Source organism: Nocardioides convexus, assembly GCF_011090295.1.
In genome coordinates this window covers 1,366,246-1,391,397 of sequence record NZ_JAAMYA010000001.1, presented here as the reverse complement: position 1 = coordinate 1,391,397, position 25,152 = coordinate 1,366,246, and the positions used below count along the sequence as shown (strand labels likewise).

General features: G+C 72.4%; 27 protein-coding genes and 17 pseudogenes. 25 read left to right on the top strand and 19 right to left on the bottom strand.

Annotation, left to right across the window (positions count from 1 at the left end; all coding sequences use genetic code 11):
- Positions 1-25: 25 nt before the first annotated feature.
- Positions 26-478 (top strand): DUF2231 domain-containing protein, encoded by a 453-nt coding sequence (locus tag G5V59_RS10265; protein ID WP_278256369.1) that lies wholly within the window; start codon positions 26-28, stop codon positions 476-478.
- Positions 479-581: 103 nt separating this feature from the next.
- On the opposite strand, the pseudogene rsgA reads toward G5V59_RS10265, so the two are convergent.
- The 5 genes and pseudogenes from rsgA to G5V59_RS10250 form a co-directional block, all read right to left on the bottom strand.
- Positions 582-1,584, bottom strand: a pseudogene (rsgA, locus tag G5V59_RS10260) (ribosome small subunit-dependent GTPase A).
- Between the two features lie 8 nt (positions 1,585-1,592).
- Positions 1,593-1,802, bottom strand: a complete 210-nt coding sequence (locus tag G5V59_RS36380) for a hypothetical protein (protein ID WP_341351178.1) — start codon at positions 1,800-1,802, stop codon at positions 1,593-1,595.
- 65 nt (positions 1,803-1,867) lie between these two features.
- Positions 1,868-1,914: pseudogene (locus G5V59_RS36375) on the bottom strand (hypothetical protein); the annotation flags it as partial.
- 146 nt (positions 1,915-2,060) lie between these two features.
- A pseudogene (locus G5V59_RS36370) lies at positions 2,061-2,870 on the bottom strand (3-phosphoshikimate 1-carboxyvinyltransferase); the annotation flags it as partial.
- A gap of 13 nt (positions 2,871-2,883) precedes the next feature.
- Positions 2,884-3,450, bottom strand: coding sequence for a hypothetical protein (locus tag G5V59_RS10250; protein WP_278256368.1), 567 nt, complete (start codon positions 3,448-3,450; stop codon positions 2,884-2,886).
- Here G5V59_RS10250 and G5V59_RS10245 point away from each other — a divergent pair.
- From G5V59_RS10245 to G5V59_RS10215, 8 genes and pseudogenes are all read left to right on the top strand, one after another.
- Positions 3,449-3,790: pseudogene (locus tag G5V59_RS10245) on the top strand (SOS response-associated peptidase); the annotation flags it as partial. The gene G5V59_RS10250 and the pseudogene G5V59_RS10245 sit on opposite strands and share 2 nt — an antisense overlap.
- A 97-nt stretch (positions 3,791-3,887) precedes the next feature.
- Positions 3,888-3,935: pseudogene (locus G5V59_RS10240) on the top strand (hypothetical protein); the annotation flags it as partial.
- Positions 3,936-4,014: 79 nt separating this feature from the next.
- A pseudogene (locus G5V59_RS36365) lies at positions 4,015-4,590 on the top strand (alpha/beta family hydrolase); the annotation flags it as partial.
- Positions 4,484-4,888 (top strand): alpha/beta hydrolase, encoded by a 405-nt coding sequence (locus G5V59_RS36360; protein WP_341351177.1) that lies wholly within the window; start codon positions 4,484-4,486, stop codon positions 4,886-4,888. The pseudogene G5V59_RS36365 and the gene G5V59_RS36360, both read left to right, overlap by 107 nt.
- A 38-nt stretch (positions 4,889-4,926) precedes the next feature.
- Positions 4,927-5,639: pseudogene (locus G5V59_RS10230) on the top strand (sigma-70 family RNA polymerase sigma factor).
- A 189-nt stretch (positions 5,640-5,828) separates the two neighbouring features.
- Positions 5,829-5,972, top strand: a complete 144-nt coding sequence (locus tag G5V59_RS10225; RefSeq protein WP_278256367.1) for a hypothetical protein — start codon at positions 5,829-5,831, stop codon at positions 5,970-5,972.
- Complete coding sequence (locus tag G5V59_RS10220; RefSeq protein WP_278256366.1) at positions 5,969-6,490, top strand: SDR family NAD(P)-dependent oxidoreductase; 522 nt, start codon at positions 5,969-5,971, stop codon at positions 6,488-6,490. Before G5V59_RS10225 ends, G5V59_RS10220 begins: the two co-directional genes overlap by 4 nt.
- Entirely contained in the window at positions 6,484-6,804 is a 321-nt protein-coding gene (locus G5V59_RS10215; protein ID WP_278256365.1) for a hypothetical protein, read from the top strand. Before G5V59_RS10220 ends, G5V59_RS10215 begins: the two co-directional genes overlap by 7 nt.
- 225 nt (positions 6,805-7,029) lie before the next feature.
- On the opposite strand, the gene G5V59_RS10210 is transcribed toward G5V59_RS10215, so the two are convergent.
- From G5V59_RS10210 to G5V59_RS10185, 6 genes and pseudogenes are all read right to left on the bottom strand, one after another.
- Positions 7,030-7,410 (bottom strand): thioesterase, encoded by a 381-nt coding sequence (locus G5V59_RS10210; protein ID WP_278256364.1) that lies wholly within the window; start codon positions 7,408-7,410, stop codon positions 7,030-7,032.
- A gap of 10 nt (positions 7,411-7,420) precedes the next feature.
- Entirely contained in the window at positions 7,421-7,948 is a 528-nt protein-coding gene (locus G5V59_RS10205) for a thiamine pyrophosphate-dependent enzyme (protein ID WP_278256363.1), read from the bottom strand.
- Positions 7,918-8,865, bottom strand: a complete 948-nt coding sequence (locus G5V59_RS10200) for a thiamine pyrophosphate-binding protein (RefSeq protein ID WP_341350906.1) — start codon at positions 8,863-8,865, stop codon at positions 7,918-7,920. The genes G5V59_RS10205 and G5V59_RS10200 overlap by 31 nt, the downstream gene beginning before the upstream one ends.
- A gap of 76 nt (positions 8,866-8,941) precedes the next feature.
- A pseudogene (locus G5V59_RS36355) lies at positions 8,942-9,019 on the bottom strand (hypothetical protein); the annotation flags it as partial.
- Positions 9,020-9,311: 292 nt separating this feature from the next.
- Positions 9,312-9,482 (bottom strand): annotated as a pseudogene (locus tag G5V59_RS10190) (DUF2785 domain-containing protein); the annotation flags it as partial.
- Complete coding sequence (locus tag G5V59_RS10185; protein ID WP_278259757.1) at positions 9,430-9,711, bottom strand: DUF2785 domain-containing protein; 282 nt, start codon at positions 9,709-9,711, stop codon at positions 9,430-9,432. The pseudogene G5V59_RS10190 and the gene G5V59_RS10185, both read right to left, overlap by 53 nt.
- A gap of 539 nt (positions 9,712-10,250) precedes the next feature.
- On the opposite strand from G5V59_RS10185, the pseudogene G5V59_RS36350 reads away from it, so the two are divergent.
- From G5V59_RS36350 to G5V59_RS36335, 4 genes and pseudogenes are all read left to right on the top strand, one after another.
- A pseudogene (locus tag G5V59_RS36350) lies at positions 10,251-10,352 on the top strand (histidine kinase N-terminal domain-containing protein); the annotation flags it as partial.
- Between the two features lie 97 nt (positions 10,353-10,449).
- Positions 10,450-10,512: pseudogene (locus tag G5V59_RS36345) on the top strand (hypothetical protein); the annotation flags it as partial.
- A gap of 277 nt (positions 10,513-10,789) precedes the next feature.
- Positions 10,790-11,179 (top strand): annotated as a pseudogene (locus G5V59_RS36340) (histidine kinase dimerization/phosphoacceptor domain -containing protein); the annotation flags it as partial.
- 169 nt (positions 11,180-11,348) lie between these two features.
- Entirely contained in the window at positions 11,349-11,612 is a 264-nt protein-coding gene (locus G5V59_RS36335) for an ATP-binding protein (RefSeq protein ID WP_341350905.1), read from the top strand.
- A 78-nt stretch (positions 11,613-11,690) separates the two neighbouring features.
- Here G5V59_RS36335 and G5V59_RS10175 read toward each other — a convergent pair.
- From G5V59_RS10175 to G5V59_RS10160, 4 genes and pseudogenes are all read right to left on the bottom strand, one after another.
- Positions 11,691-11,946 (bottom strand): annotated as a pseudogene (locus G5V59_RS10175) (WhiB family transcriptional regulator).
- Between the two features lie 443 nt (positions 11,947-12,389).
- Positions 12,390-13,364: a SigB/SigF/SigG family RNA polymerase sigma factor gene (locus G5V59_RS10170; RefSeq protein WP_278256362.1), complete on the bottom strand. Its 975-nt coding sequence runs from the start codon at positions 13,362-13,364 to the stop codon at positions 12,390-12,392.
- 169 nt (positions 13,365-13,533) lie between these two features.
- Positions 13,534-13,719 (bottom strand): annotated as a pseudogene (locus G5V59_RS36330) (hypothetical protein); the annotation flags it as partial.
- A 1,114-nt stretch (positions 13,720-14,833) separates the two neighbouring features.
- Complete coding sequence (locus tag G5V59_RS10160; protein ID WP_278256360.1) at positions 14,834-15,040, bottom strand: superoxide dismutase [Ni]; 207 nt, start codon at positions 15,038-15,040, stop codon at positions 14,834-14,836.
- Positions 15,041-15,332: 292 nt separating this feature from the next.
- Here G5V59_RS10160 and sodX point away from each other — a divergent pair, with 292 nt between their 5' ends.
- The 7 genes and pseudogenes from sodX (at position 15,333) to G5V59_RS10125 (ending at position 19,654) form a co-directional block, all read left to right on the top strand.
- Positions 15,333-15,665, top strand: coding sequence for a nickel-type superoxide dismutase maturation protease (gene sodX, locus G5V59_RS10155; RefSeq protein ID WP_278256359.1), 333 nt, complete (start codon positions 15,333-15,335; stop codon positions 15,663-15,665).
- 10 nt (positions 15,666-15,675) lie between these two features.
- A pseudogene (locus G5V59_RS10150) lies at positions 15,676-16,071 on the top strand (hypothetical protein); the annotation flags it as partial.
- A 526-nt stretch (positions 16,072-16,597) separates the two neighbouring features.
- The gene (locus G5V59_RS10145; RefSeq protein WP_278259756.1) at positions 16,598-16,945 is read left to right on the top strand and encodes a malic enzyme-like NAD(P)-binding protein; all 348 of its coding nucleotides are present in this window, start codon (positions 16,598-16,600) and stop codon (positions 16,943-16,945) included.
- A gap of 31 nt (positions 16,946-16,976) precedes the next feature.
- A pseudogene (locus G5V59_RS10140) lies at positions 16,977-17,955 on the top strand (zinc-binding dehydrogenase).
- A gap of 281 nt (positions 17,956-18,236) precedes the next feature.
- Positions 18,237-19,031: an MFS transporter gene (locus G5V59_RS10135; RefSeq protein ID WP_278256358.1), complete on the top strand. Its 795-nt coding sequence runs from the start codon at positions 18,237-18,239 to the stop codon at positions 19,029-19,031.
- Positions 19,003-19,239 carry a hypothetical protein gene (locus tag G5V59_RS10130; RefSeq protein WP_278256357.1) on the top strand — a complete coding sequence of 79 codons (237 nt, stop codon included), beginning with the start codon at positions 19,003-19,005 and terminating at the stop codon, positions 19,237-19,239. Before G5V59_RS10135 ends, G5V59_RS10130 begins: the two co-directional genes overlap by 29 nt.
- Positions 19,175-19,654, top strand: coding sequence for a hypothetical protein (locus G5V59_RS10125; RefSeq protein WP_278256356.1), 480 nt, complete (start codon positions 19,175-19,177; stop codon positions 19,652-19,654). Before G5V59_RS10130 ends, G5V59_RS10125 begins: the two co-directional genes overlap by 65 nt.
- Positions 19,655-19,951: 297 nt before the next feature.
- Here the strand turns inward: G5V59_RS10125 and G5V59_RS10120 are convergent, their stop codons facing one another.
- From G5V59_RS10120 to G5V59_RS10105, 4 genes are all read right to left on the bottom strand, one after another.
- Positions 19,952-20,257 (bottom strand): hypothetical protein, encoded by a 306-nt coding sequence (locus G5V59_RS10120; protein WP_278256355.1) that lies wholly within the window; start codon positions 20,255-20,257, stop codon positions 19,952-19,954.
- Positions 20,258-20,322: 65 nt separating this feature from the next.
- On the bottom strand, positions 20,323-21,009 hold the full coding sequence (locus tag G5V59_RS10115; protein WP_278256354.1) for a hypothetical protein: 687 nt from the start codon (positions 21,007-21,009) through the stop codon (positions 20,323-20,325).
- Between the two features lie 86 nt (positions 21,010-21,095).
- The gene (locus G5V59_RS10110; RefSeq protein ID WP_278256353.1) at positions 21,096-21,737 is read right to left on the bottom strand and encodes a hypothetical protein; all 642 of its coding nucleotides are present in this window, start codon (positions 21,735-21,737) and stop codon (positions 21,096-21,098) included.
- 208 nt (positions 21,738-21,945) lie between these two features.
- Positions 21,946-22,410: a TetR family transcriptional regulator gene (locus G5V59_RS10105; RefSeq protein WP_278256352.1), complete on the bottom strand. Its 465-nt coding sequence runs from the start codon at positions 22,408-22,410 to the stop codon at positions 21,946-21,948.
- Positions 22,411-22,540: 130 nt separating this feature from the next.
- Here G5V59_RS10105 and G5V59_RS10100 point away from each other — a divergent pair.
- The 5 genes and pseudogenes from G5V59_RS10100 to G5V59_RS10080 all read left to right on the top strand — a co-directional run.
- Positions 22,541-22,903 (top strand): annotated as a pseudogene (locus G5V59_RS10100) (hypothetical protein); the annotation flags it as partial.
- Between the two features lie 172 nt (positions 22,904-23,075).
- Positions 23,076-23,696, top strand: a complete 621-nt coding sequence (locus tag G5V59_RS10095) for a hypothetical protein (protein ID WP_341351176.1) — start codon at positions 23,076-23,078, stop codon at positions 23,694-23,696.
- 124 nt (positions 23,697-23,820) lie between these two features.
- Positions 23,821-24,339: a fatty acid desaturase gene (locus tag G5V59_RS10090; RefSeq protein WP_278256351.1), complete on the top strand. Its 519-nt coding sequence runs from the start codon at positions 23,821-23,823 to the stop codon at positions 24,337-24,339.
- A gap of 258 nt (positions 24,340-24,597) precedes the next feature.
- Positions 24,598-24,900 (top strand): fatty acid desaturase, encoded by a 303-nt coding sequence (locus tag G5V59_RS10085; protein WP_341350904.1) that lies wholly within the window; start codon positions 24,598-24,600, stop codon positions 24,898-24,900.
- Positions 24,887-25,144, top strand: a complete 258-nt coding sequence (locus tag G5V59_RS10080) for a hypothetical protein (protein ID WP_278256349.1) — start codon at positions 24,887-24,889, stop codon at positions 25,142-25,144. The genes G5V59_RS10085 and G5V59_RS10080 overlap by 14 nt, the downstream gene beginning before the upstream one ends.
- Positions 25,145-25,152 lie beyond the last annotated feature (8 nt).

Genomic DNA, 25,152 nt, shown 5'->3' with positions numbered 1-25,152 from the left:
TGCCCGGGTAGTGCACGATTCAACAATGGAGATCAACGGCGTCCCGCTCCACCCCCTCGTCGTCCACGCCGCGGTGGTGTTCACCCCGCTCGCGGCCCTCGCGGCCCTCGCCTACGCCGTGCCCTCCTGGCGCGACCGGGTGCGCTGGCCGCTCGTCGTCCTCGCCGCCATCTCGCTGGTGAGCATCTGGGTCGCCTACCTCTCCGGGGAGGACCTGCGCACCGACCGCTTCGGGAGCGTCACCGGCACCCTGGCCGAGCGGATCGAGGACCACGAGGAGTGGGCGGAGAAGCCTGCGCATCGGGGTCACCGTCTTCGCGGTGCTCGCCTTCGTCAGCGCCTGGCTCCACACCCGCACCGGCGCCGTCCGCATCGCGCTCACGGCACTGACCGTGCTGGGCGCGCTGGCGACGCTCGTGCTCGTCTACAAGACCGGCGACGCCGGCGCCCGGGCGACCTGGGCGCAATGATCGGGTGACTCTCGGTTCTCCACGCAACTACCGAATTCGCTGTGAATCGTCCCTCCGGACAGCAGATTCGGTAGTTGCGTCGCACGCCCGGCCCCAGCGCGCGTCGACTCCTCAGTAGTCGGTGACCGACCGCGCGGCCAGGAGCCGGCGGAAGGAGGTCACCCGCACCGGGTCGGCCGCCCCGGCGGCGATCGCCTCGTCGAGCCCGCACTCGGGCTCGTCCTCCCCGTGGGTGCAGCCTCGGGGGCAGTCCTCGGTCATCTCGTCGAGGTCCGGGAACGCCTCGATGAGGTGCTCGGGCTGCACGTGCGCGAGCCCGAAGGAGCGGATGCCCGGGGTGTCGATGATCCAGCCCTCGTCGCCCGCCAGCGGCAGCATCAGCGCCGACGTCGAGGTGTGCCGGCCTTGGCCGGTGACCGCGTTGACGTGACCCGTCTCGCGGCCGGCGTCGGGGATCAGCGCGTTGACGAGCGTGGACTTGCCGACGCCGCTGTTGCCGATCAGCACGCTGACCTCCCCGCGCAGGCGGTCCCGCAGCGCGCCGAGCCCGACGATGGTGCGGTTCGGCGCCCGCGAGGAGACCTCCCACGGCACCCCCAGCGATCGGTACGTCGCCAGCAGGGTCTCCGGGTCGGCCAGGTCGGCCTTGGTGAGGCAGAGCAGCGGAGCCATCCCGCCGTCGTACGCCGCCACGAGGGCGCGGTCGATCCAGCGGGTCCGCGGTTCGGGGTCGGCGAGCGCGGTGACGACGACGAGCTTGGGTCGCGTTCGCGACGATCACCCGCTCCACGGGGTCGTCGTCGTCGGCGGTGCGGCGAAGGACGCTGGTGCGCTCCTGCACCTCGACGATCCGGGCCAGTGATCCGTCGGCGCCCGACACGTCGCCCACCACGCGCACCCGGTCGCCCACGACGACGCCCTTGCGGCCCAGGGGCCGGGCCTTCATCGCCAGCACGGTGCGGCCCTCGACGAGCAGGGTGAACCGGCCGCGGTCGACGGTCACGACGAGACCCTCGACGGCGTCCTCGTGGGCGGGGCGGTCCTTGGTGCGGGGGCGGGTACGACGGCGCGGCCGCTCGTAGTGCTCGACGTCGTGCTCGTCGTACCGTGCCATCGCGGGCCTCAGAAGAGCCCGGACCAGAAGCCGGCGAAGTCGGGGAAGGTCTTGCTCGTGGTGGCGACGTCCTCCACCAGCACGCCGGGGACCGCGGCACCGACGATCACGCCGGCGTGCGCCATCCGGTGGTCGGCGTAGGTGTGGAAGACGCCGCCGGTCAGCGCGGCGGGGCGGATGCTGAGTCCGTCGGGGTGCTCGTCGACGTCGGCGCCCAGCCCGCCGAGGCTCCTTCGCCAGCGCGGCGAGCCGGTCGGTCTCGTGGCCGCGGATGTGCGCGATGCCGGTGAGGTGCGAGGGGGTCGTCGCGAGCGCGCAGAGGGCGGCGATCGCGGGGGCCAGGCTCGCCGACGTCGTGCAGGTCGGCCTCCAGGCCGCGCAACCCGTCGGTGGGGCCGGTGACCCGGAGCCCGTCGGGGGTGCGCTCGACCGTGCAGCCCATCCGGGCGAGCAGGCTCACGCAGCGCGTCGCCGGCCTGGGTGGTGCGCTGCGGCCAGTCGCGCACGGTGACGGTGCCGCCGGACACCGCGGCGAGCGCCAGGAAGGGCGCGGCGTTGGAGAGGTCCGGCTCGATCGCCTCGTCGTACGCCGCGACGGGGCCGGGGGCGACCGCCCACCGGTTCGCGTCGGAGTCGTCCACGGAGACGCCGCGGTCGCGCAGCATGGCGATCGTCATCTCGATGTGGGGCAGCGAGGGGATCGGCTTCCCGTCGTGGCGCACGTCGACGCCGGTCTCGAAGCGCGCCCCGGCCAGGAGCAGCGCGGAGACGAACTGCGAGGACGCCGAGGCGTCGATGACGACCGTGCCGCCGGAGACGACACCGGTGCCGCGCACCGTGAACGGCAGCGCGTCGGCCTCGTCGATCGCCACGCCCAGGCCGCGCAATGCGGAGAGGATCTCGCCGACCGGGCGCTTGCGCATGTGCGGGTCACCGTCGAAGCGCACCTCGCCCGCGACCAGGCCCGCCACCGGCGGCACGAAGCGCATCACCGTGCCGGCCAGCCCGCAGTCCACCGCGGTCCGCCCCGCCGGCACCGAGCCGTCGAGCGGCCTCACCGCCCAGTCGTCGCCGCTCGTGTCCACCGAGGCGCCGAGCGCGGTGAGCGCCTGGGCCATGAGCAGGGTGTCGCGCGAGCGCAGCGCGCGTCGTACGACGCACGGGCCGTCGGCGATCGCGGCCAGGACCAGTGCCCGGTTGGTCAGCGACTTGCTGCCGGGCAGGCTCACCGTCGCGTCGACGGGACCGGTGACGGTGGGTGCGGGCCAGGGATCGGGAGTGCTCATCTCCCGCGTGAGTCTAGGAGATGCGCGCCTTGGCCCTGGTGCCGAGCAGCGCCGCCTCCCGCTTGGCGTCGTGCGCGGCGTGCTTGGCCCGCCACGCGACACCCGGCTTGCCGGCCGTGTCGAGGGAGGCGATGAGCAGGCCGCCGGCCAGCGAGAGGTTCTTGGCGAAGTGCACCAGCCTGCGCCTTGCGCTCGTCCGGGTCGCTCGCCTCCCAGAACCGGTGGTGGGCCGCAGTCGAGGGCAGCAGCGTCGCGCCGAGCACGGCGGCGGAGAGCCGGGGCGCCTTCCCGGTCGCGAGGGCCGCGCCGGCGGCGAGCCTGGAGGGCACCGCTGATCCGCACCCAGGTGGTCGGGTCCTGCGGGACCTTCACCGACGGCGGGGTCGCGTTGGCGACCGCGGGCGCCAGCACGTCCGTGACGGGCGCGGCCTCCTTGGCGCGTTCGGGGGCGTCCTTGAGGTCCTGCACCCCGTTGGCGAGGAAGTACGACGCCAGCAGGGGCCGGGCGAGAAGTCTGCTCAGGGCCATGACCGATCGGTACCCGGGCAGCGTCGGTCCAGACCGGTAGGTTGACGCGCATGTGCGGTCGTTACGCCTCGAGCCGGAGTCCGGAGGACATCGTCGAGGAGTTCGAGGTGCTCGATCCCCGCTTGGAGCGGGCGATCCCGCCGTCGTGGAACGTCGCGCCCACCGACGAGGTCTACGCCGTCATGGAGCGCCAGCCGCGCAACGAGGCGGGGGAGCGCGAGGGCGACCCCGAGCGCCAGCTGCGTGCGCTGCGGTGGGGACTGGTCCCGTCCTGGGCCAAGGACGAGAAGATCGGCAGCCGGATGATCAACGCCCGGCTGGAGACGGTCACGGAGAAGCCGGCCTTTCGCAGGGCGTTCGCGTCGCGGCGCTGCATCGTGCCGGCCGACGGCTACTTCGAGTGGTACGAGACCGATCGCAAGGGGGCGAAGGGGAAGCCTGGTCAAGCAGCCCTTCTTCATCACGCCCGAGGACGGCTCGATCCTCGCGATGGCCGGCCTCTACGAGATCTGGCGCGACCGCTCCGTGCCCGAGGACGCCGAGGGCGCCTTCCGCTGGACCTGCACCGTCATCACCACCGAGGCCACCGACCAGACTCGGCCGGATCCACGACCGGATGCCGCTGCTCGTCGACCACGACAGCCGGGCGGCCTGGCTGGACCCGCGCCACACCGTGACCGACCTGTCCACGCTCCTCACGCCCGCCCAGCAGAGCGGGCTGACCGCCTACCCGGTCTCCCCGGCCGTCGGCAACGTCGCCAACAACGGCCCCGAGCTTGGTCGAGCCGCTCCCGCTCGACGGCGGTCCCGGCGACGACGACGCCCAGGGGACGCTGCTGTGAGCACCGAGCGCCTCGTCCCGACCGAGCACGGCGAGGGCCGGCTCGTCCTGCACCGCGCCCGCAAGCCGGTGGCCACCCTGCTGCTCAGCCACGGCGCCGGCGGCGGGATCGAGGCCCGGGACCTGGCCGCGCTCGCCGCCGCCCTGCCCGGGCAGGGGGTCCACGTCGCGCTCTTCGAGCAGCCCTGGCGTCGGGCGGGCAAGAAGGTCGCCTCCGCGCCACCGACCCTCGACGTCGGCCTGCGTGCAGCCGCGGGCGCGTTGCGCGCCCGGGTCCCGCTCGTGGTCGGCGGCCGGTCCGCGGGTGCCCGGTCGGCCTGCCGCACCGCCGCCGGGCTCGACGCCCGCGGCTGCCTGGCGCTGTCCTTCCCGCTGCACCCGCCGGGGAAGCCGGAGCGGTCCCGTCTCGACGAGCCTGGCCGGGGCGGACGTGCCGACGCTGGTGGTGCAGGGGGAGCGGGACCCGTTCGGACGGCCCGAGGAGTTCCCGGACCCGCTGCCGGGGCGCACCGACCTGGCCGTCGTACCGGGGGCGGACCACGGGCTCGCCGTGCCCAAGCGCGGGCCGGTGAGCGAGGACGAGGCGATGGCGATCGTCGTGGAGTCCACCCTGGAGTGGATCGTGCGGGAGATCCTCGGCGCGGGCTGAGCGGGAATGCGGGGGCGACCAGGGGTGTTCTCAGTTCCATGATCACGACGCTGGACAGGCCCCGGGCGGCTGGCGACGTACCCTGGGACACGATGACCGAGACATCTGACCTCACCTCGCTCGACGCGACCCTCGGCGACCCCGAGGAGATCGACGTCGAGACGGAGACCCCGGAGGACCGGGCCGCGCGCTTCGAGCGCGACGCGCTGCCGTTCCTCGACCAGGCTCTACGGCGCGGCCATGCGGATGACCCGCAACCCGGCGGACGCCGAGGACCTCGTCCAGGAGACCTTCGCCAAGGCGTTCTCCGCCTTCCACCAGTTCAAGCCCGGCACGAACCTCAAGGCCTGGCTGTACCGGATCCTGACCAACACCTTCATCAACAACTACCGGAAGAAGCAGCGCCAGCCCCAGCAGTCGCTGGCCGGCGACACCGGTGACGTCGAGGACTGGCAGACTCGCCCGGGCGGAGGCGCACACCTCCAGCGGGCTCAAGTCGGCGGAGATGGAGGCGCTGGAGCACCTCCCCGACAGCCAGGTCAAGGATGCCCTGCAGCGGCTCCCGGAGGAGTTCCGGCTCGCGGTCTACCTCGCCGACGTCGAGGGATTCGCCTACAAGGAGATCGCCGAGATCATGGAAACGCCGATCGGGACCGTCATGTCCCGCCTGCACCGCGGTCGCCGCCAGCTGCGCGACATGCTCTCCGACTACGTCCGCTCGGGCGGCGACGCGCCGCTGGGAGGCCAGTGATGTCCGCATCCGACACCAGCCACGAGCACCTGCACGACGGCGACCCGAGCAACGCGGAGTGTGCCGACTTCCTCGAGCGCATCGTCCGGCTCATCGACAACGAGCCTGGAGTCCGGTGACTGCGCGGTCGTCCGTGCCCACATCGACTCCTGCAGCCCGTGCCTGGAGCGCTACGACCTCCAGCGCACCGTGAAGGCCGTGGTCGCGCGCTCTTGCGGCGAGACCGCACCGGCCGAGCCTGCGCGCCCGGGTCCGGGTGCAGATCCAGGAGATCCAGGTCAGTCTGCGCTGACCTTCTCCCGACGGCGCGGGTGCGGGATGATCCCCGCATGACCCAGCGCACCGTCCTGATCACCGGCTGCTCCTCCGGCATCGGCGCCGCGGCCGCCGCGCGGCTGGTCGCCGCCGGCTGGGACGTCTGGGCCACCGCCCGCCGTCCCGAGACCCTGGCCGGGCTCGCCGACGCGGGCTGCCGCACCCTCGCCCTCGACGTCACCGACGAGCCGTCGATGACCTCCGCCGTCGCGACCGTGCGGGACGCGTCCGGCCGCATCGACGCCCTCGTCAACAACGCGGGCTACTCTCAGTCCGGCGCCCTGGAGTCCCTCGACGTCGCCGACGTCCGCCGCCAGTTCGAGACCAACGTCTTCGGCCTCCTCCGGCTCACCCAGGCTCGTGCTGCCCGCGATGCGCGAACAACGCTCCGGGCGGATCGTCAACATCGGCTCCATGGGCGGCAAAGCTCACCTTTCCCGGCGGCGGCGCCTACCACGCCAGCAAGTACGCCGTCGAAGCCCTCTCCGACGCGCTGCGCTACGAGGTCGCCGGCTTCGGCATCCGGGTGGTGCTGATCGAGCCCGGCCTGATCACGACGAACTTCGAGGCCGCCGTCGCGGCTGGGATGCCGACCGGCGACGGCCCCTACGCCGACTTCAACGCCCGGGTGCAGTCCGCCACCGCCGCGGCGTACGACGGCCCGATGGCCCGGTTCGGCGGTCCGCCCGAGGCGGTGGCCGCAGTGATCGAGAAGGCGCTCACCAAGGCCCGGCCGAAGGCGCGCTACACCGTCACGGTCTCCGCGCCCGCCGCGATGGCCGCCCGCAAGGTGCTCGGCGACCGCGGCTGGGACCTGGCGATGCGGGCGCAGTTCCCGCGTCCGCGCTGAGCCCGAAAGCGACGAACCCCCGGACCTCGCGGTCGGGGGTTCGAGCGAACGCTGTGCCGTGGAACGGGCTCAGCCTGTTCGGGCGCTTGCCGTGGTTCGCGCCCTTCTTGCGGCGCGCGCGGCGCTTGCGGCCGGTCTTGCCCATGGTTCCTCCTCGAGTCGATCGGTCCAGTGTCTCAGGTCGGGCGGTGCCGCGGAAATCGGCCCGAGGGGCGGTCCGCGCCCTCAACCCAGCCGGGCCAGGAAGCGCTCCGCGTCCACGACCACCCGGGTGACCTCGCCGGAGGCCGCCAGCCTGCCCGGCGCTCCGCCGGGACCGGCCTCGCGCGCGGAGACCGCGAACCGGCGCAGCCGGCCGTCGGCGTACACCTGCCGGGCGGTGACCACCAGCGTCCCGCCGACCGCGGTCGCGGCCAGGTGCTCCAGGTCGACCCGGGTGCCGACGCTGGTCTCGCCGGCGCCCAGGTCGGGCTCGACCGCGGCGCAGGTCGCCGCCTCGCACCACGCGAGCAGTCGCGGGGTGCCGAGCACCGGCAGGCTCCCGGAGCCGACCGCGAGCGCGGTGTCGGCCTCGGTCACGGTGAAGGTCAGGGATGCCTCGCCCACCGCAGCCCCCTCAGATCCCGAAGGTGCTGCGCGGGTAGGGCGCGTCGACGTCGGTGATCACGTTGACCAGGTACGGCACGTTCGCCGAGAACGCCCGGTCCAGCGCCGCACCGATCTGCCGGGGGTCGCTCACCGTCTCACCGGCTCCGCCGAGCGCCGTCACCACCTGGTCGTACGACGTGCGCGGCGCCAGGTCCGCCGCCACGTCGTAGCCGTAGAGCATCTGCATCGGGCCCTTCTCCAGGCCCCACGCCGAGTTGTTGCCCATCACCATCACCACCGGCAGCTGGTGGCGCACCAACGTGTCGACGTCCATCAGCGAGAACCCTGCGGCGCCGTCACCGAGCAGCAGGACGACCTGCGCCGACGGGCGGGCGATCCGGGCCGCGATCGCCGCACCGAGCCCCGCGCCGAGGCAGCCGTAGGGACCGGGGTCGAGCCAGCAGCCGGGGCGCTGGGGCTCGACGAACTTCCCGGCGAAGGACACGAAGTCCCCGCCGTCGCCGATCACGACGGCGTCGTCGGCGAGCCGGGGCACCAGCTCGCCGTAGATCCGCGCCGGGTGGATCGGGTCCGCCTCTGCACCGAGCAGGCTCCGCGTCGCGCGCGGCGGCCGCGGCGACGGTGTCCTGCAGGGAGGTGATCCAGTCGCTGCGCTGCGGCTGCGGGAGGCCGGCCAGGGCCTCCAGCAGGCCGTCGAGGACGGCGGTGAGGTCGCCGGAGACGGAGTCGGCCAGCGCGGCGTGCCCGGAGAGCCTGCTCGGCGGAGTCGGCGACGTGGACGACGGCGGCCGGGGTGGCGCCGTCCTTGCCGCCGAAGACGCCGTAGCCCAGCCGGAAGTCCAGCGGGGTGCCCACCACGACCACCAGGTCCGCGCCGCCGAGCGCGGCCCCGCGCGCCTTGGTGACCAGCAGCGGGTGCCCGCCGGGGACCACCCCGCGGCCCATGCCGTTGGTGATCGCCGGCAGCCGCATCTCCTCCACCAGGCGCAGCGCGGCGGCCTCGGCGTGGTCGGCCCACACGTCGGTGCCGAGAACGAGGACCGGTCGCTCGGCCTTCGCCACCAGCCCGGCGATCCGCGCGACGGCGTCGGTGTCGGGGCTCGCCCCGCGCAACGCGCCGACCGCGGGCCGGGTGCCGGTGCCGACGTTGAAGAACTCATCCATCGGGACGTCGACGTAGACCGGCCCCCGGTGCGAGGAGCGGGCCAGGGTGAACGCGTTGTCGAAGCCCGCCGCCACGTCGTCGGCCGTCATCAGCGTCGCCGCGTGCTTCGTCACGGGCGCCACGATCGGCAGGTGGTCGATCTCCTGCAGGGCACCCGTGCCCCAGCGGTTGTTGGGCGCCCGCCCGCCGACCACGACCATCGGGGAGCCGGCGAAGCGGGCCTGGGCGAGCGCGCTGACCCCGTTGGTCACCCCTGGCCCCGCGGTGAGCACGGCGAGCCCGGGCACCCGGGTGAGCCTTGCCGGTCGCCTCGGCCGCGAAGGCCGCCGTCTGCTCGTGGCGCACGTCGAGCAGGCGCACCGGTGGTCCGGCACCCTCGGCCTGGGACCTCACGGCGCCGTCGTACATCGGGAAGACGTGGGCGCCGGACAGGGTGAACATCGTCTCGACGCCGTGGGCCTGCGCGACGGCGACGGCGAGACTCGCCGGCATGCCCGCTGAGGGTGCCGTCCGGGGGAGTGGTGGTGGTCACCTGCGCACCGTACCCACCCCGTCCGACGGAGCGGGAGGGCTTCAGGCGAGGAAAGCCGGGTGCACCCGGCGCAGGGAGGCGACCAGGCTCAACAGCAGGTCCGAGCGGATGGCGGGGTGCCGCGGCGAGATCGTGAGCCTGGAGGTAGAGCGCCCGCAGCACCGCCTGGGCGTTGCCCGTCGTGGCGTAGGGATCGGCGCCGGCGGTGGTGCGCGCCCGCGCGCCGCTCTCCAGGCGGCGGATCCACGGCTCGACCACCGACAGCGGCACCCGGTCGCGGCGCAGGATCTCCATCACGGCGTGGGCGATCCGGTCCGGCTCACCGTGCTGCAGCGCGGGCGTCTCCTCGTGCAGGACCCGGTCGGCGACCACGTCGAGCAGCACGGTGAGTCTCGGTCGCGCCGAAGTACGGCGAGCGGGCCAGCGCCCCCAGGGCGTCGGCGCCGTTGGCCGCCGCGTGCGCCCAGCCCTTGCCCGGCACGAAGCCGCGCAGGTCGCGCTCGCGGACGTACCAGGCGGCCAGCCGGTCGCCCCACTGCATGATCCTGGTCTGCGGCTGCCGGCGGACCCGCGTGTCGCGGTCGATGCACTCGGCGAGCACCAGCGCGGAGAAAGCCTGCGCCGGAAGACCGTGTCGGTGCCCTGCTCGCCGATGCCGACGTCGAGGCCGGCGCACATGCCGTCGCCGAGCCCGGCGAGCAGGTCGTCGTAGACGCCGTGCTCGGTCCAGGTCGCCAGGAAGGGGTAGGCGATGCCGTCGCGGACGTAGGGGTCGGGGTCACCGAGCATCCGGGTCAGGTCCGCGGTCAGGTCGGAGAGCCGGTGCTCTGCGGGTGGCGTGCGCTCGCCGTTGCGGAGGCCTTGCTGGAGGCGTGTCCAGTCCACCGACGCCATCACTGAAAACCCCTCACCCACCAAGCCGGAACCAGATCCCCCCACGGATCGCTGCGCACGCTCCAGAAGGCATTGTGCCAAAGGGGGTGAAGCGCCCCGGCGTCCGGTCCGTTACGTTTGCGGTCGTGCCCTCGTTGTCCGCCATCGCGCGGCGCCACACGGACCTCTCGGCCCCTGACATCGCCTGGCTGCAGCTTGCTCCAGGCCGACTGGCAGGTCATCGCCGACCTGTCCTTCGCCGACCTGGTGCTCTGGCTGCCCGACCGCGAGGGGACCGGCTTCTGGGCCGGGGACCAGATGCGCCCCACGACCGGCCCCACGGCGTACGTCGACGACATCGTCGGCACCTTCTTGCCGATCGGCTGCCGCAGCCTCGTCGACACGGCCTGGGAGACTCGGCCGGATCGCGCGGGAGGGCGACCCGGAGTGGCGCGACGACGTACCGGTGCGGATCGAGGCGATCCCGGTGCGCCACGAGGGCAAGGTGGTCGCGGTGATCAGCCGCAACACCAACCTGCTCGGCGTCCGCACGCCCAGCCTGCTGGAGATCAACTACCTCCGGGCGGCCTCCGACCTGGCCCACATGATCGCCGCGGGCCGCTTCCCGAACGCCGGGCAGCGCAGCGACCACGCCGACTCGCCCCGGGTGGGGGACGGGTTCGTGCGGGTCGACGCCGACGGCCGGGTGGTCTACGCCAGCCCGAACGGGCTCTCGGTCTACCGCAAGGCTCGGGCTCACCGGCGACCTCACCGGGCACCGCCTCGCCGACCTCACCCGCGACCTGGTGCCGCCCAAGCGGCGCCCCGACGAGGAGACCCTCAGCGCCGTCCTCGGCGGCCGCGCCCACCGCGACACCGAGCTCGGCTCCTCCGGCGGCCCCGGCGACGGCGTCTCGCTCATCGTCCGCTCGATCCCGCTGCGGCCCCAGGGCGAGCACATCGGCGCGATGATCCTCCTGCGCGACGTCACGGACCTGCGCCGGCGCGACCGCGAGTCGATCACCAAGGACGCCACCATCCGCGAGATCCACCACCGGGTGAAGAACAACCTGCAGACGGTCGCCGCGCTGCTGCGCCTCCAGGCCCGTCGCATCGGCTCGGAGGAGGCCGTCTCGGCCCTGGAGGAGGCGGTACGACGCGTCGGCTCGATCGCGATCGTCCACGAGATCCTCAGCCAGGCCGTCGAGGAGACCGTCGCCTTCGACGACATCGCCGACCGGCTCGCCCGGCTGGTGACCGACGTGGGGTCCACGACCGCCCACGTCGGCGTCCGACGCGAGGGCTCCTTCGGCGTGCTGTCCTCCGAGATCGCCACGCCGCTGGCCATGGTCGTCATGGAGCCTGATGCAGAACGCCGCCGAGCACGGCTACGAGGCCGGTGCCCGGGGGGAGATCGTGCTTCGCGCCGAGCGGCACGGCGCGGTCCTCGACGTGGCGGTCGAGGACGACGGCCGCGGCCTGCCCGAGGACTTCGACCTCGACGGCGCGACCAGCCTGGGGCTCTCGATCGTTCGCACGCTCGTGGAGTCCGAGACCGGCGGACACCTGACGCTCGGGCACGCACCCGACGGCGGGACCCGGGCGGCGATCAGCCTGCCTGTCGAGTAGGCCGGGAGCGCGCCGAGACCGCATCGCTCAGCGGCTAGGCTGCCGCCGCAGGAGCGAGGACGCGCTCGCGTCGAGGGATCAGACCGGCTGGCGAACGCGGGCGCGGGCGTTGCGGCGCTTCAGCGCACGACGCTCGTCCTCGCTGAGGCCGCCCCAGACACCATGGTCCTGTCCCGCCTCCAACGCCCACGCGAGACACTGCTCGCGCACGTCGCAGCGTCGGCAGACCGCCTTGGCCTCCTCGATCTGGAGGATGGCCGGGCCGGTGTTGCCGATCGGGAAGAACGAACTCCGGATCCTCGTCGAGGCATGCGGAACGGTGTCGCCAATCCATGGGTGGGAATGCCCTCTTTCCAATACGTGCGTGGGCCCTGATGCAGGGCACGCGTGAAACCGCAAAAGTGAACGGCTTCACGATCGCTTCCGCCAGCGTTCCAAGGATTCGTTCTCGAATCAAGCGATTCAGTCGTCTGTTGGGTCACAAACCGCAGGAAACGACCCGAATCGGTCCTGATCTAGGCTGGACGACCGTGACCCAGCGTTCCACAGGCCCCGGGCCTGTCAACCCGCCGCCGCTCACCGCGGCCGCCTCCCTGGTGGCGGTGCAGGCGGTCGTGCTCCTGATCCTCGCGGTGCTGGAGACGGCGAACCTGAACGACGAGCGTCGCTCGCTGGGCCTGTCGACCACCGTCTTCTTCGCGGCGTACGGCGTGGTGCTGCTCGCCGCCGCGTGGGGCCTGCACCGTCGTGCGACCTGGTCGCGGGGCCCGGTGCTGATCACCCAGGCTGATCATGCTGGGGCTGGCCTGGAACATGCGCGAGCACGTCGTGATCGCGATCGCGCTGCTGGTCTGCGCGTTGATCGTGCTCGCGGGGATGCTGCACCCCGACACCCTCGAGGCGCTCGACCGGGACCCGACCGTGCGCGACGAGGGAGATCAGCCCTCGGACTCCAGCGACTGACGGAGCCTGCTCGAGGGTGCGGCTGAGCAGCCGTGACACGTGCATCTGGGACACGCCGATCTCCTCGGCGATCTGCGACTGGGTCATGTTCTTGAAGAAGCGCAGCAGCAGGATCTTCTTCTCCCGGGGCGGGAGGTTCTCCAGCAGCGGCTTCACCGACTCCCGGATCTCGACGTGCTCCAGGGCCTCGTCGTCGACGCCCATCGCGTCGAGCATGCTCTGCCCGGCGCCGCCGTCGGAGTCGTCGTCGGTCGCGTCGAGGGACAGCGTGGAGTAGGCATTGCTCGACTCCGGGCCCTCGACGATCTCCTCGACCGAGCAGCCGATCGCCTCGGCGAGTCTCGCGCGCGGTGGGGGAGCGGCCCAGGCTCTGGGTGAGACTCGGCGGTGGAGGCGCTGATCTGCATGCGCAGGCTCCTGCAGCCGCCGCGGGACCCGGATCGCCCAGCCCTTGTCGCGGAAGTACCGCTTGATCTCGCCGATGATCGTCGGCGTCGCGTACGTCGAGAACTCGACCCCGCGCTCGGTGTCGAAGCGGTCGACGGACTTGATCAGCCCGATCGTGCCGACCTGGACGAGGTCCTCGTAGGGCTCCCCGCGGTTGCGGAAGCGGCGCGCGCAGTGCTCCACCAGCGGCAGGTGGAGGTGGACCAGCGCGTCCCGGGCGGTGTCCCGCTCGGCGCTGGAGACGTCCTCGTCGCGCAGCACCACGAAGAGCGCGGCGCTGCGTCGTCGGGTCTCCTCGACCGACGAGGCGCGCCGGTCTTCCCGAGAGGTGTCGGCGGTCATGACTCGAGCGAGGACCGCACCGTCAGCCGCACGGCGTAGCCGCCGGGGGTGCTGTCGATGGCGGCCTCGGCGGCGAGGGTGGCGAGCACCTGCCAGCCGAAGGCTCTCGTAGTCGGGGGCGCTCGGCGTCTGTGCCGTCCCGGCGATGGTGACGGCGAGACTCACCGGGCAGCAGCCGGAACCGGCAGTCCAGCACCGTGCCCTCGTCCGCCTCGTCGAGCACCATCGCGGCGGCCTCGGACACCGCGATCCGCAGGTCCTCGATGTCGTCGAGGGTGAAGTCCAGGCGGGCGGCGAGACCGGCGGTCAGGGTGCGCAGGACGGAGGCGTAGGCGCCGTCCGCGGGCAGCCGCAGGCTCGACCTCCGCGGGCTCGCCGGTCGTGGCCGCCGCGCCGGCCACCGGGCTGCTCGTCTCGGACATGCCGCTCCTGTCGAGAGATGTGGGAACTCGGGACGAGGCGAGCCTACGGCACGCGCACGCGCAACGGCCGCGCCCCGGGAGCAGGGCGCGGCCGTCGTACGGGTGGTGCGTCGATCAGGGCAGCGGCAGCAGGCCACCCAGGCCGAGCAGGTCCAGCAGGGTGCCGAGGCCGGTCGGGTCGAGCACCGTCTCCAGGCCCAGGCCGCCGAGCAGGCTGCCCAGGAGGTCGTCGAGGCCGAGGGCCGCGAGCACCTGGTTGACGACCGCGAGCAGCGTCGCCGGGTCCGGCGCCGTGCCGGTGGTGAGCAGGTCGCACAGCGGAGCGGCCTGCGGGGCGTAGGCTGCACAGCAGCGCCAGAGGGCTGGCGACGCTGCCGTTGGGGATCAGGCTTGGCGAGGGTGTCGCAGATGGGCTGCGGGATGCCGGCGTCGCAGAGGCTCTGGACCGGGCTGGCGGCCGGGCCGGACGGCACCGCGGTGCACTCCTGGTAGCGGCTGCGGGCGGTGGCGTCGGCCTTCTTGGCCGAGTTGTAGTTCGCCTTGGACTTGGCCTGTGCGTTGCGGGCGACGGCGTAGTGCCGCTTCGCCTTGGCGACCGTCTTCTTCTTGGCCTTCTTCGCCTTCTTGCCGTGCGCCTTCTTGGCCTGCGCCTTCTTCAGGGTCTTGAGCGCCTTCGCCGCGGTGGCGTTGGCACGCTTGAGCGCGGCCACGCTCCGGCCGTACGTCGCGTGCGCGCGGTTGGAGGCGTTCTTCTGGCTGGTGCAGTCCGGCGAGGCGGCGGCGGGTGCTGCCGCGGCGGCGGGTGCCTTCTGGACGGGTGCCGCGGTGGCGGGCACGCCGACCGAGGTGAAGGTGAGGCCCAGGCCGACGGCCGGGGCGAGGACGAGCTTGAACAGAGCGCGATGCATCGCGGGGTGTCTCCCTCCCATTGGTCCGGGCGGGGACGCCCGGAGCATGGTGGCAGCATCGGCGGAACCGGCCCGAAATGCGGGAAACCGCGCACCCCGGGGGGTGCGCGGCTCCCGAATCAGGACGTTCGTCCCGGTGTCAGGCCGGGCTCAGGCCTTCTTGGTCTCCCAGAAGATCTCCGCGATCTCGTCGATCTTGGCGAGCAGGCTGGTCGGCCACGTCGGCGTCGAGGCTGCCCTTGGTGCCGGTGGCGCCGGCGAGCCTTTGGTGGCCTCGTTGACCAGCGTGTGCAAGCTGGGGGTACTTCTCGAAGTGCGGGGGCTTGAAGTAGTCGGTCCACAGCACCCACAGGTGGTGCTTGACGAGACTCGGAGCGCTGCTCCTTGATGAGGACCGCGCGGGTGCGGAAGTCCGGGTCGTCGCTGTCGGCGACCTTGGCGATGACGGCCTTGATCGACTCGGCCTCGATGCGGGCCTGGGCCGGGTCGTAGACGCCGCAGGGCAGGTCGCAGTGCGCGGAGACCTCGATCGACGGGGCGACGAGCTTTGCGGGTGAGACGCGAGAACATGTGGGTCCTCTCCTCTGTATCGACGGTTGTCACGTGGGTCGAGTCTGCTGACTGCGACACTACTCGGCATGGCACCGGAGGCAACGGGAGGTCCCGCGGTACGACGCCGGGTCGGCCTGGCCGTCGTACGGGGCGACTCGATGCGGCCGACGCTGGCTCCCGGGGACCGGCTGGTGGTGGCCTACGGCGCGCGCGTGCAGCCCGGCCGGGTGGTCGTCGCGCGCTTCCCGGACGGCACGGTGGTGGTCAAGCGCGTGGCCGAGCGCCGGGGGAGCGGCTGGTGGCTCCTGGGCGACAACCCGGACGCGGGCGTCGACTCCCGGCACCGGGGACCGATCCCGGACGCGGACCTGTGGGGCGTGGCCCGGCTGCGGCTGTGGCCGCGACCCCGGCTGCTGTGACCCGGATGGTGTGACTCCCGAGCCTGTGACCTGTCTCATCCGGACTCCCGGCGGGCCGGGGAGGCGTGTGTGGGAGGATCTTTCTTCGTGGCTGCTGACCTTCCTTCCCCCCACCCGCGCGCGGGTGAGCCGGTGTTCGACCTGCACCTGGGCGGGAAGATGGCGACCGTACCTACGGCCGACGTCAGCACGAAGGACCAGGCTCTCGCTGGCCTACACCCCCGGTGTCGCCGAGGTCTGCGAGGCCATCGCGGCCGATCCCGACCTGACCCGGCACTACACGTGGGTGCCCAACACCGTCGCGATCGTCACCGACGGCACCGCCGTCCTCGGCCTGGGTGACATCGGCCCGGCCGCGGCGATGCCGGTGATGGAGGGCAAGGCGGTGCTCTTCAAGCAGTTCGGCGGCGTCGACGGCGTCCCGATCTGCCTGGCGACCACCGACGTCGAGGAGATCATCGAGACCGTCGTCCGGCTGGCGCCGAGCTCTCGGCGGCATCAACCTGGAGGACATCTCCGCGCCGCGCTGCTTCGAGATCGAGGACCGCCTCAAGGAGGCCCTCGACATCCCGGTCTTCCACGACGACCAGCACGGCACCGCGGTGGTCACCCTCGCGGCCCTGGTCAACGCGCTCAAGGCTCACCGGCCGCAACCCCGAGTCGACCCGGGTGGTCATCTCCGGTGCGGGCGCGGCCGGCGTGGCGATCGCGAAGATCCTGCTCGCCGCCGGCATCAAGGACATCGCGGTCACCGACCGCAAGGGCGTGGTCAGGCTCCGAGCGCCACGACCTCACCCCCTCGAAGAAGGCGCTCGCCGAGCCTGACCGCCGACCAGTGCGGGCGCAGCGGCACCCTCGCCGATGCCTTCGACGGCGCCGACGTCTACGTCGGCGTCTCCGGCGGCACCGTGCCCGAGGAGATCGTGGCGACCATGGCCGAGGACGCGATCATCTTCGCGATGGCCAACCCGAACCCCGAGGTGCACCCCGACGTGGCCCACCGCCACGCCCGGGTGGTCGCCACCGGCCGCTCGGACTTCCCGAACCAGATCAACAACGTGCTGGCCTTCCCGGGCATCTTCCGCGGCGCCTTCGACGTCCACGCGAGCGCGATCACGGAGAACATGAAGGTCGCCGCCGCCGACGCGCTCGCCGCCCTCGTCGGCGAGGACCTGTCCGAGGACTTCGTGATCCCCTCGCCCTTCGACCCCCGGGTCGGGCCGGCCGTGGCCGCCGCTGTGGCCGAGGCCGCACGCCGCGACGGCGTCGCGCGGGCCTGAGCCCCGCCCCGGACCGCTAGTCTCGGGTCTCGTGTTCGCCGTCTACGCAGACTCCTTCGCCAGGCTCCGCCGACGACCCGCTGACCGGCCTCGTGCTGGGCGAGCGGCCCGACCCCGTCGTACCGGACGGCTGGACGACGGTCACCGTCAAGGCCGCCTCCCTCAACCACCACGACCTGTGGTCCCTGCGCGGGGTCGGCCTCAAGGCCGAGGCGCTGCCGATGATCCTGGGCTGTGACGCTGCGGGCTACGACGAGGAGGGCAACGAGGTCGTGGTCCACGCCGTCATCTCCGACCCCGCGTGGGCCGGTGACGAGACCCTCGACCCGCGCCGGTCGCTGCTCTCCGAGCGCTACCAGGGCACGCTGGCCGACAAGGTGGCCGTGCCGCGCCGCAACGTGGTGCCGAAGCCCGCCTCGATGTCCTTCGAGGAGGCGGCCTGCCTGCCGACGGCGTGGCTGACGGCGTACCGGATGCTGTTCACCCAGGGCGGGCTCAAGGCCGGCGACACGGTCCTGGTCCAGGGCGCCGGCGGCGGCGTCGCCACGGCCCTGATCGCCCTGGCCCGCGCCGGCGGCCTGCGCGTGCTCGCCACCTCCCGCGAGGAGGCCAAGCGCGCCAAGGCGCTCGAGCTCGGCGCGCACGAGGTCTTCGAGTCCGGCGCTCGGCTGCCGGTGAAGGTCGACGCCGTGATGGAGACCGTCGGTCGCGCGACCTGGTCGCACTCGGTCCGCTCGCTGCGCCCGGGCGGCAAGATCGTCATCTCCGGCACCACCTCCGGCCCGAAAGCTCGACGACGCCGAGCTCACCCGGATCTTCTTCCTGCAGGCTCTCGGTGATCGGATCCACGATGGGCACCCGCGACGAGCCTGGCCTCGCTGGTCACCCTGCTCGACGCGACCGGCCTGCGGCCGGTGATCGACCGGGTGCTGCCGATGACCGAGGCGCGCGAGGGGTTCGCGGCGATGGCCCAGGGCGAGGTGTTCGGGAAGATCGTCTTCACCCGCTGAGCGGCCCTCCGGGGCAAGGAAAATCGGTTGGCGGGAATCGATGTCGGTGCGCCACGATTGACTCCTGACAGCACGTCGGGCGAACAGCGATGAATTTTCTGCCCGGGCGCTGTCGAAAAGGTGTCGGCTCGTTCGTGGAACAGGTGAAGCGAGAGCCGCCCGACTCGTCCGGCAGCACCTGGTCGGCCACCGCTGGACCCTGCCTCCCTACCGTTAGGACCCCGTCATGACCGCGCCCCTCGAGACCGGCGACATCGCCGAGTTCGAGCAGGACTTCACCCGTGGCTCCGTCGCCACGGGCCGGACCCCGCTCGTCATCAAGGCTCCTCGTCGCGGCGACCTTCGTCGTGATCCTCAACGAGACGATCATGGTCAACGCCGTGCCGCGGCTGATGACCGACTTCGAGATCACCTCCACCACCGCCCAGTGGGCGCTGACGGTGTTCATGCTCACCATGGCGGCCGTGATCCCGGTGACCGGCTGGTTCCTCCAGCGGGTGACCACCCGGACGGCGTACGCGACGGCGATGATCACGTTCAGCACCGGCACGCTGGTCGCCGCGCTGGCGCCGACCTTCGGCGTGCTGCTGGTCGGCCGGGTCGTCCAGGCCGGCGGCACCGCGGTGATGATGCCGCTGCTGATGACCACCCTGATGACCGTGGTGGCCGCCGAGGACCGCGGCCGGGTGATGGGCCAGGTGACCCTGGCGATGTCCTGCGCCCCGGCGCTCGGCCCGGCCGTGTCCGGCGTCCTGCTGCACATGGGCTCGTGGCGGCTGATCTTCGTCGCCGTGCTCCCGATCGCGGTGCTGGTGGGCTTCTTCGGTCACCGCGCGCTGGAGAACGTCGGTGAGACGACCGCGAGCCCGGTGAGCCTGGCTGAGCGTGGTGCTGGCGGCCGGTGGCTTCGCGACCTTCGTCTACGGCCTGAGCAAGGTCGGCAACGCCGCGTGGCCGGAGCCGACCGCGCTCATCGGCGCCGGTGTGGTGCTGATCGCCGCCTTCGCGCTCTACCAGGTCCACCTGCAGCGCTCGGAGCGTCCGCTGATGGACCTGCGCACCCTCAAGCACCGTAACTTCACGGTCTCGCTGGTGCTCATGTCGGCCGGCTTCATGGCCTTCCTCGGCTCGATGATCCTGCTGCCGCTCTACCTGCAGGACCTCCGCGGGCTCTCCGAGCCTGCAGACCGGTCTGCTCGTCATGCCCGGTGGTCTGGCGATGGGTCTGCTCGGCCCGCAGGTCGGCAAGGCTCTACGACCGGATCGGCGCCCGTCCGATCGTGATCCCGGGCTCGATCGCGATGGTGGCGCTGCTCTTCGGGATGAGCCGGATCGGTGCCGAGACGCCGTACGTGATCATCCTGGCCCTGCACATCGCCCTGATGATCAGCCTGGCGACCATCTTCACGCCGGTGTTCACCATCGGCCTGGGGGACCTGTCGCCGCAAGCTGTACTCGCACGGCAGACTCGCTGCTGGGCACGCTGCAGCAGGTCTCCGGTGCCATCGGCACCGCCCTGCTCATCGTGATCATGACCAACCGCGGCAAGCACCTCGCCGAGGGTGGCGCGAGCCAGGGCGATGCCTTCGTCGGCGGCCTGCAGTGGGCCTTCGCGACCGGCGCCGTCATCGGCCTGGTGGTCGTGGCGATGGCGCTCCTGCTGCCGTCGAAGGCGGACGCGCCGGCTGCCCACCACTGAGGTCTGCGGAAGCGCAGGAATCCCCGGTTACCCGGGGATTCCTGCGCTTCTTGACCGTTGCAACGGTCAAGAACCGTCGGAGGACGTCAAGAAGCGGTCCATCGCCGGCCAGCAGTGGGCCTTCGCGACCGGCGCCGTCATCGGCCTGGTGGTCGTGGCGATGGCGCTCCTGCTGCCGTCGAAGGCGGACGCGCCGGCTGCCCACCACTGAGGTCTGCGGAAGCGCAGGAATCCCCGGTTACCCGGGGATTCCTGCGCTTCTTGACCGTTGCAACGGTCAAGAACCGTCGGAGGACGTCAAGAAGCGGTCCATCGCCGGCCAGGCTGAGACTCGGCGGCGCGCGGGCCGGCGACCAGGCCGAGGTGGCTCAGGCCGTCCGCGGCGGCGTACCGGGCACCAGGGACGACGTCGGCTCCCGCGGCCACGGCGGGCCCGTCGGCGATGTTGTCGGTCCGGCTGCCGACGAAGAGCACCCGGGTCCGTACGTCGGCGAGGTGCACCTCGCGGCCCCGGCCGAGCCGGACCGTGCCGGAGGCCGACTCGTTGCGGGCCATCAGCCGGGTGTGGATCTGGTGGTAGGCGCGGCCCGGGTAGCCGGGCATCTCGGCGATGAACCCGTCGATGGCGGACGTGCGGGCGAGCGTCTCGGCGTCGAGGATGTTCTTCGCTAGGTGGACGGCCTTGGTGAGTCTCGCGCTTGGGCGCCATCGCGCGGTAGGCTGGCCCGCACCAGGTGCCGCGGCACGCCGCCGAGTGCGGCGGTCGGCACCGTCATCGCACGCGAGCCGAGCAGCCGGTCCGCGGCGATGAGCGGCTGGACCGCGGGGATCTTGGTGTAGTCGATCGGGGTGCCGAAGGCCGTCAGCGAGGCGATCGGCAGGTCCGGGTGTGCGGCGGCGGTGAGCAGGCTCATCGTGCCGCCGAGCGACCACCCGACGAGGTCCACGCCGTCGGCGGGCTCACCGGCTTCGGCGTGGTCGGTCAGCACCGCGTGGATGGCGGTCGGCAGGATGTCGTCGATCCACGTCTCGAAGCCCATCGCCCGGTCGGCGAAGGTGATCGCGCCGTAGTCCACCAGGTACGTCGCCCGCCCGCTCGCGAGCAGGTGTGCGGCCAGGCTCTGGCCGGGGCGCAGGTCGAAGCAGCGCGCGGCGACGGCCAGCGGCGGGACGAGGAGCACCGGACGCGGCGCGGTGGCCGGGGTGCTGCGGTCGTAGCGGGTGAGCCGACGGTGCGGGGCGTCGCTGAGGACGGTGGCCGGCAGGCCGTCGTACTGCTCGATGCCGGGGCCGAGGGGGGAGATCGCCCAGGCGTTGCGGGCGGCGGTGGTCAGGCTCTGAACTGCGGTGGACACCGCGCCATGGTGACTGGTCGGTAACTTCGCGTCCACCGAAAGTGACGAGCCTGACGCCGCCGCCCGCTCCGTGCTGATCGGGCGGGTCAGGAGCAGGGCACGATGTCCTGCGCGCCGAAGACGCCGCCGTAGACCCGGCCCTGCGTGCCGGCCATGGTGCGGACCTGCGGGTCGGCCCAGGCGAGCGTCGTCAGCGCGGGCCCACCGTTGCCGGCGACCCGGACCTTGCGCGCGTTCAGGCGCAGCACGAGCCGGTCGGCCGTCGTACCGGGGAAGCAGACCGAGCCGCGCCGCTTGGTGCGCGCCTGGGCGAAGGTGACCCGCTCACCGGCGGCGACGCCGCCGTAGCGCAGGGTGGCGATGGCCTGGAAGCCCGAGGGGTGCGGGCTGGAGGCCTCCCACGTGCCGGTGACGGAGACGGAGAGGCCACGGGTCCGGCCGGACGGTACGACGAACACGGCCCGGCCGTCGTGGATGCGGCGCGGCGTGGTGGACCACCAGCGGTTGCGCAGGCCCTGCTGGAGCGAGACCTCGCAGCCCTCGCAGTGCGCGATCCGCACCACGACCCGGGTGCGGTGGGCGGCGCCGGCCTGGGTGCCGGCCTGAGAGCCTGGCCTGGGCGGGTGCGCCGCCGAGCGGCGCGAGCAGCCCGGCGAGCAGGGCGAGGAGGGTGAGAAGGCGGGCCGAGACGGACATGGGGGACTCCTGGTGGTGGGGGATGGTTGCACCAGGGCAGACGCCCGCGCGGGGCGTTTGGTTGCGAGGACTTCCCGATCAGTCCTGGGAGCGCCAGCTCGCGGCGCCGATGATCATCATCCGCAGGCTGGCGGCGGGCGGTGTCGGCGATCCGCTCCTCCTCCGGCGAGCCCGGGCCGGCGGCGATCAGCCGCTCGGCGGCGGTGACCATCGCGCCGACGATGAGCGAGGCGAGCACGCTCAGGTCCCGCTCGGACCAGGTGTCGGTGCCGGGCAGGTGGGCCAGGTCGATCGCGAGTCTCGCGCTCGGCGGTGTCGATGCCGTGGGCGATGGCCTCGCGGACGGTGGCCGGGCCGGCGAAGCGCTCGCGGGCGATGAAGCCGAAGTGCCGGTGGTTGAGGTGCACCTGGTCGACCAGCACGGTGACCGACCCGTCGATGATGGTGCCGAAGTCGGCGCCGGCCGTGCGCCGCAGGCTCGCGCAGCAGGGCCCGCAGGGTGTCCAACGACTCCTCGACGAGCGCGAGGCCGAGGTCCTCGATCGAGGGGAAGTGGCGGTAGAAGGCCGTCGGCACGATGCCGACCTCCTTGGCGACCTGCCGCAGGGACAGCGCGACCAGGGTGGTCTCCTCCGAGAGGGCCAGCGCCGCGTCGAGGATGGCGCGGCGAGTCCGCTCCTTGCGCTCGACGCGGGTCTCGGTCATGTGCCCGATCCTACGTCGGTGAACATGTGTGCACTATCACGCGGGCAGGTCGTTGACCGCCGCGGGGAAGGCGCGGGAGAGTTTCGGTGTACAGACGTACACCCAATCTTCCGCCAACGAAGGAGGCGCGATGTCCGCGCTCATCTCCCCGCCGGCGCCGAACGGCGTGGTGGAGCGGCTCCTGCGCTCGCGGCTTGCCGCGGCCCTGGCCACGCCCCACACCGTCGACCGCTACCTCGAGCGCTTCAACCCGATGTGGGCCGCGCACGAGGTCCGTGCCCAGGTCGTCTCCGTGCAGCGCGAGACCGAGGGCGCCGACACCGCCCCGGTCGCCACGCTCACCCTCCAGCCCACCAGCACCTGGCGCGGCCACCGCGCCGGCCAGCACGTCCTCGTCGGCGTCGACCTGCCGGGCTCCGGCAAGCGGCACACCCGGGCGTTCTCGATCTCCTCGGCAGCCTCCGCGCCCGGCGAGCAGATCACGCTCACCATCCGCGCGCACGACGAGGGCCGGGTCTCGTCGTACCTGGTCCGGGAGGCGCGGCCCGGCCAGGCTCGTGCACCTCTCCCAGGCGCAGGGCGAGTTCACCCTCGTGGAGAGCCCGGCGACGCCGACCAACAACCACCTGCTCTTCATCACCGGCGGCTCCGGCATCACGCCGGCGATGTCGATGGTGCGCACCCTCCTCCGGGACGGGTACGACGGCCGGGCCGGTCGCAAGGTGACCTTCCTCCACTTCGCGCGCGGCCCCGAGGACCAGATCTTCGCAACGGAGCTCGCCGAGATCGCCGAGGCCGACAACGACGTGACCGTGCACCTGCGGCACGGCGCGCAGGTGTTCAGCGAGTTCGAGTCTGCGGCGCCTCGTCCCGTCGTACCGCGACACCGACACCTGGCTGTGCGGCCCCGCGGGCCTGGTCGAGCCTGGTCAAGGAGGCCTACACCGACGACGCGGGCGAGCTCTCGCCGCGGCTGCGGATGGAGTTCTTCAAGCCCGCCGTCGCCCGCGCCGCGCAGCCCGGCGAGGACGTCGAGGGCGAGGTGTCCTTCACCCGCTCCGGCAAGACCGTCGCCGCGACCGGCACCAGCCTGCTGGAGCAGGCCGAGGAGCCTGGGCCTGAACCCGGAGTTCGGGTGCCGCATGGGCATCTGCTTCTCCTGCACCAAGACCAAGACCGCCGGCACCGTCCGCAACGTCCTCACCGGCGAGGAGTCCTCCCTGCCGGACGAGGAGATCCGCATCTGCGTCACCGCCGCCGCCGGCGACTGCCACATCGACCTCTGAGGGAGACCGACATGAGCACCGACACCCTGACCCCCGAGCCCCTGGCCGACGAGAAGTACCACGGCCTGACGCCTGCGCAGATCGAGCAGGCTCGGCGCCGAGACCCGACGACCTGCGCCAGCGCGTGATCGCCGACCTCGGCGAGGCGGACGCGGAGTACCTCCGCAAGGTCGTCACCACCCAGCGCAAGATGGAGATCGCCGGCCGCGCGCTGTTCTACCTGCCCGTCGTCGGCTGGCTGCCGGCCGTCGCCTGCCTGAGCGTGTCGAAGATCCTCGACAACATGGAGATCGGGCACAACGTGATGCACGGGCAGTACGACTTCCTGGGCGACCCGGCCTTCAACTCCCGGATGTTCGACTGGGACACCGTGTGCCCCGGCGAGCAGTGGAAGTACAGCCACAACTACATCCACCACACGTTCACCAACATCGTGGGCAAGGACCGCGACGTGGGCTACGGGATCCTGCGGATGGACCCCGACCAGAAGTGGCACCCCTACTACCTGGGCAACCCGCTCTACGCCTTCCTGCTGATGACCTTCTTCGAGTGGGGCGTCGCGCTGCACGACCTCGAGGTCGAGAACATCGTCTCCGGCAAGCGCAAAGCCTGGCCGACAACAAGCCGCTCTACCCGGGCCTGATGAAGAAGATCCGCCGCCAGGCGCTCAAGGACTACGTCCTGTTCCCGGCCCTGACCGGCCCGCTGTTCCCGCTCACGTTCGCGGGCAACGCGACCGCCAACCTGGTGCGCAACATCTGGGCGTTCAACATCATCTTCTGTGGCCACTTCCCGGCCGGCGTCGCGTCCTTCTCCGAGGAGGAGACCGAGAACGAGACGCGCGGGCACTGGTACCTGCGGCAGATGCTGGGCTCGGCCAACATCACGGGCAGCAAAGCTCATGCACCTGATGAGCGGCAACCTCTCGCACCAGATCGAGCACCACCTGTTCCCCGACCTGCCGGCCCGCCGCTACCCGGAGATGGCCGTCGAGGTGCGCGAGATCTGCCAGCGCTACGGCCTGCCGTACAACACCGGGAGCCTGGGCAAGCAGCTCGTTCAGCGTGTTCAAGAAGATCGTGCGCTTCTCGCTGCCCGGCGGCGACGCCAAGGTGGCGCCGGTGCCCGGCCCGGACGCCGTGACCGACGACTCGTTGGCAGCCTGAGGTCCGCCGGGGGAGACTGGGCGCATGAGCGGACGTGACCACCTGAGCAAGGGCGAGATCGCGAAGGACGCCGTCCAGGCGGGTGCCGAGGCGGCCGCCAACACGGTCGGCGAGGTCGCCACCATCCTCACCAAGGCGGTCGGCGAGGTCGCCGCAGCCGTGGGCGGGTTCGCGACGGAGATCTTCGAGATCCGCGACTCCTCCCGGCGCGCGCTCGCCGAGCACGGCGAGAGCGTCCCCGCTGTCGACCCGGCGGCCCCGGTCGCCGACGACGAGGACTGAGCGCCGGC

Bases quoted from the DNA above. Each gene is read 5' to 3' on its own strand.
- G5V59_RS10265 (WP_278256369.1), top strand. From the start codon at position 26: ATGGAGATCAACGGCGTCCCGCTCCACCCCCTCGTCGTCCACGCCGCG.
- G5V59_RS10250 (WP_278256368.1), bottom strand. From the start codon at position 3,450: ATGCGCGTCAACCTACCGGTCTGGACCGACGCTGCCCGGGTACCGATC.
- G5V59_RS10220 (WP_278256366.1), top strand. From the start codon at position 5,969: ATGACCCAGCGCACCGTCCTGATCACCGGCTGCTCCTCCGGCATCGGC.
- G5V59_RS36335 (WP_341350905.1), top strand. From the start codon at position 11,349: ATGCAGAACGCCGCCGAGCACGGCTACGAGGCCGGTGCCCGGGGGGAG.
- G5V59_RS10170 (WP_278256362.1), bottom strand. From the start codon at position 13,364: ATGACCGCCGACACCTCTCGGGAAGACCGGCGCGCCTCGTCGGTCGAG.
- sodX (WP_278256359.1), top strand. From the start codon at position 15,333: ATGGCACCGGAGGCAACGGGAGGTCCCGCGGTACGACGCCGGGTCGGC.
- G5V59_RS10145 (WP_278259756.1), top strand. From the start codon at position 16,598: ATGGCCGAGGACGCGATCATCTTCGCGATGGCCAACCCGAACCCCGAG.
- G5V59_RS10130 (WP_278256357.1), top strand. From the start codon at position 19,003: ATGGACCTGCGCACCCTCAAGCACCGTAACTTCACGGTCTCGCTGGTG.
- G5V59_RS10125 (WP_278256356.1), top strand. From the start codon at position 19,175: ATGGGTCTGCTCGGCCCGCAGGTCGGCAAGGCTCTACGACCGGATCGG.
- G5V59_RS10120 (WP_278256355.1), bottom strand. From the start codon at position 20,257: ATGCCCGGCTACCCGGGCCGCGCCTACCACCAGATCCACACCCGGCTG.
- G5V59_RS10105 (WP_278256352.1), bottom strand. From the start codon at position 22,410: ATGACCGAGACCCGCGTCGAGCGCAAGGAGCGGACTCGCCGCGCCATC.
- G5V59_RS10095 (WP_341351176.1), top strand. From the start codon at position 23,076: ATGTCGATGGTGCGCACCCTCCTCCGGGACGGGTACGACGGCCGGGCC.
- G5V59_RS10085 (WP_341350904.1), top strand. From the start codon at position 24,598: ATGCACCTGATGAGCGGCAACCTCTCGCACCAGATCGAGCACCACCTG.
- G5V59_RS10080 (WP_278256349.1), top strand. From the start codon at position 24,887: ATGAGCGGACGTGACCACCTGAGCAAGGGCGAGATCGCGAAGGACGCC.